The sequence below is a fragment of the Parapedobacter deserti genome, assembly GCF_042646065.1.
Lineage (GTDB): Bacteria > Bacteroidota > Bacteroidia > Sphingobacteriales > Sphingobacteriaceae > Parapedobacter > Parapedobacter deserti.
The window spans coordinates 1-3,303 of the sequence record NZ_JBHRTA010000026.1 but is presented as its reverse complement, the minus strand read 5'-3'; the positions used below and the strand labels follow the sequence as shown (position 1 = coordinate 3,303).

Sequence of the window (3,303 nt, the reverse complement as noted above, 5' to 3'; positions counted from 1 at the left end):
ACAGTTTGCTCTCCCCATACAACGAGTATTTTAACGGTATTCAATTTACATTTTCCCCAAACAAACAAAGGATCATTGAAATACTGAAAGATGGTGGAGGCAGGCCTCATAAATATGAACTATTATTTAAGTCCGTTAATTTAATGTAATGAAGAGGCGTAATTCTTAGCACGGTCATAAGATTACGGCGCAAGGTTCTATGACCCGGTGATAGGGCGCTGGAACGCTGTGGATCCATTGGCGGAGCAGATGCGCAGGCACAGTCCATACAATTACGGTTTTAACAATCCGGTAAGGTTCATCGACCCGGATGGGATGGCACCATGGTCAACCCATACGGATGAAAAAGGGAACGTACTAGCAGTATTTGATGATGGAGATTTAGGAGTATATAGACATAAAAATAGTACGGCAGACGATATTAGTAAGAGACATAATTCTGCTTCCTATACATCAGCAGGAGGTGAAAAGATGGGTGAGACGTGGACTGAACTTGGTTTTGCTGACTTTGGTTATTACGAAGCAACCGGAAAGATAAGGCCCCAGGCAGGTGCTAAGATTGATTTTGGTTCCAATTGGGCTACTGAACAGGTTGGATCAATATTAGATAGTGATCCTTCAGCTGGCGAGTATGCAAAAAAGGCACAAGGAGGTGGGATTTGGGACGTAAAAGCTCATTCTCCCGGAGGAATAGGATATGGATCAATGCTATTTGGCAAGTATGCTTCTGCAAGAGATGCAGGTAATTTTGCGGCTGGAGCCGTAGCCGCAAATAGTTACTTTCCTGAATTGGCCATTGATTATGGATTTGGTTTATATAATATGTCAGGGAACAACGTTAATAGAGCGATCGGCCTTGCTGGAAGAGATGTTATGAACACGCCATGGGGAACAATCGGATCGGTTTTAATGCGGGCTAAGACTGGTGAAAATCCTCTTTCTCAAGCTGGCATTGATGCAGGTAAAGCATATATGAAAAGCCTACTAAATTCTAAAGGAGGGATTTCCTCTTATTTCAAAATGTTTTAGTAATGTACAGAATGAAAAGTTTGTTCTTTCTTATTGTAATCTGTACTCTGGTAGGTTGCTCAAATTCTAAAAGAATTGGAATACAATATGAGTATAATGGGATAGTCGTTACAAGGTTCGACAAAGATGCAGAAAGCCGTTTTTATTATGGACGTCTTAATAAAGAGGATAGTTCTATGCCATATGTGTATGCTAAATATGCTGGTTTTGATGGATCAATGGATGGCTATTTAGTTTTTAAGAATGATAAAACAGTGGAGCTAGTGCCTCTTATGTATTTTGTGGAAAACGGAAACCCATCTAAACTCTCTTTAAAAGAGTATAATAATAATACTCTTTTAAATGCTTGGCAGGATAGTATTAAAGGGAGGTATGATAACGTAGTTCGAATATCAGACAATCTAAACATTGAGAGGCAAAGGAATGCTGAAAATTACTCAAATGTGAACGTGAAGTACTCTCGTTAGTCGTTCCAAATTGAATAAACTTAAAACGCCTGGTTCTTTTAGTAGAGCCAGGCGTTTTGTTATTTATTGGGCATAAGCTTTTCTCGCTTTAAAATCCCGAATAAGTGCATCGAGTACCTAAAGACCTGCTGCTTTTCCTGCTCGGGGAGCTTGGCCACTTCCTGAATACGTTTAATGGTAGAGCTGTCAAGCTCCAGTTCTGTCTTGCCTACCAGAAAATCTAAAGACACTTCCAGGGCATCGGCCATTCTGATTACTACCTCAATCGAGGGCTTCACTTCGCCCCGTTCGTAACGTCCGATGCCCAAGTTCAGAAGCTTAGCATTGCATGTTACTATTTCCTTGGTTATCTTTGTTGGGTAAGCAATTCTGATCGACAGCAGAAAAAAAGGCATCGACCATTGAGAGAATAGAAACAAAAGCCTAAACCGGAAGGATAATCAACAGATCGACTAGCAGGTTATTGTACGTGAAAAAGCGGTTGTGCAGGAATCAATGGTTCCACGCAGGTAGCTGGCTGTGTATTGGAATAGGCATATCCGTTTACATTGAAAAACATATTAAAGCCATGATACGAAGACCGATTTTAATTGCATTTAGTTTATTGATGACTGCGGCGTATTGCCGGGCGCAAACGAATACTTTTCCTTCTAGTGGAAATGTGGGAATTGGTACGACACCAGTGGAAGAGCTCCATATAAAGGGGAACGTCCGTGTGGAGCGAATAGATGGGCTTAATCATTTGTTATTCAATTCGAATTCAAGCGGAAATTTTTTAACAAGCGACGATCCCGGAACAAATCAAAAGAGCATGTTTTTGAGAATAGTGTCGCCTCCTTTGGAATACGGAGCGCGACATTTATATATACAGACAGGCATCAAAAATGAAGCTTTTTATACCCGAATGGTAGTAAGAGGAGACAACGGTAACGTCGGCATCGGTACCACAAACCCTCAAGCCAAACTGGCGGTTGAGGGCACCATTCTGGCGAAGGAAGTAAAGGTGAAGACTGATATCTCGGTTCCAGATTATGTTTTCGAACCGGAGTACGAGTTGCCAGCATTGGCCGATATCGAAGCTTATGTAAGACAACATAAGCACCTGCCGGAAATCCCATCGGCTGCCGACATCGAGCGTGACGGGCTGGACCTCGCGCAGATGAATCTGCTACTACTGAAGAAGGTAGAGGAACTGACACTGCACATTATTGATCTGAACCGAACCAGCGAACTTCAAAACAAGGAAATTGCAGAGCTGAAATCAGCGATGAAACATCGATAAATGAATCGGAAGCCAAGCCGTCTATAAGCGGAACTAATCCAATAATCTCCGTAAATGGGTTAACAACACACTCCAGTAACGGAACTCCGGACATTCGGCCATTGTTTATAATCCTGGTGAAACACGAACTGATGTTTGGTTTTCATAGCAATGGAGGCTTTCACTGGGGCCACCAACAGACGAATTGCAAAAAATACATATTCATTTGTTTTATTGGATTCGTTTTCTATTTTTGTTGTGTAAGCATAATTTGGTATAGCGGCAAGAAATCAACCAATCGGGGAATAATCGAAAAACGATAGCCTAACCGAAGGATTAATCAACAGAAACGATTAAAGTACTCCCCATTGTTAGGACAAAATACTCCTTGTTTTAAGAACAATAATCAACCTTGTTGTTATTGTTGTGGTGTGGGAATGTGCGGGAGTGTAAAACAAACTGTGTCAGGGGTTGAGCATCGGCCCCGCGGGGCCGATGCTCAACCCCTGCTGCTCAAGGCAAATCTAACACCATTCTCCCGGGAAA

Annotated in this window: 4 protein-coding genes and 1 pseudogene; 4 read left to right on the top strand and 1 reads right to left on the bottom strand. The window is 41.9% G+C overall.

Going from position 1 to position 3,303, the window contains the following annotated elements; genetic code table 11:
- Positions 1-180: 180 nt before the first annotated feature.
- The 3 genes and pseudogenes from ACFOET_RS08260 to ACFOET_RS08250 all read left to right on the top strand — a co-directional run.
- Positions 181-324: pseudogene (locus ACFOET_RS08260) on the top strand (RHS repeat-associated core domain-containing protein); the annotation flags it as partial.
- Positions 316-1,029, top strand: coding sequence for a hypothetical protein (locus tag ACFOET_RS08255; RefSeq protein ID WP_379021462.1), 714 nt, complete (start codon positions 316-318; stop codon positions 1,027-1,029). The pseudogene ACFOET_RS08260 and the gene ACFOET_RS08255, both read left to right, overlap by 9 nt.
- Positions 1,030-1,040: 11 nt before the next feature.
- Positions 1,041-1,496 (top strand): hypothetical protein, encoded by a 456-nt coding sequence (locus ACFOET_RS08250; RefSeq protein WP_379021460.1) that lies wholly within the window; start codon positions 1,041-1,043, stop codon positions 1,494-1,496.
- Between the two features lie 59 nt (positions 1,497-1,555).
- Here ACFOET_RS08250 and ACFOET_RS08245 read toward each other — a convergent pair whose 3' ends face one another.
- Entirely contained in the window at positions 1,556-1,804 is a 249-nt protein-coding gene (locus ACFOET_RS08245; RefSeq protein WP_379021458.1) for a helix-turn-helix domain-containing protein, read from the bottom strand.
- A 596-nt stretch (positions 1,805-2,400) separates the two neighbouring features.
- Between ACFOET_RS08245 and ACFOET_RS08240 the strand changes: the two genes are divergently transcribed.
- Positions 2,401-2,778 (top strand): hypothetical protein, encoded by a 378-nt coding sequence (locus ACFOET_RS08240; RefSeq protein WP_379021456.1) that lies wholly within the window; start codon positions 2,401-2,403, stop codon positions 2,776-2,778.
- Positions 2,779-3,303: the final 525 nt, after the last annotated feature.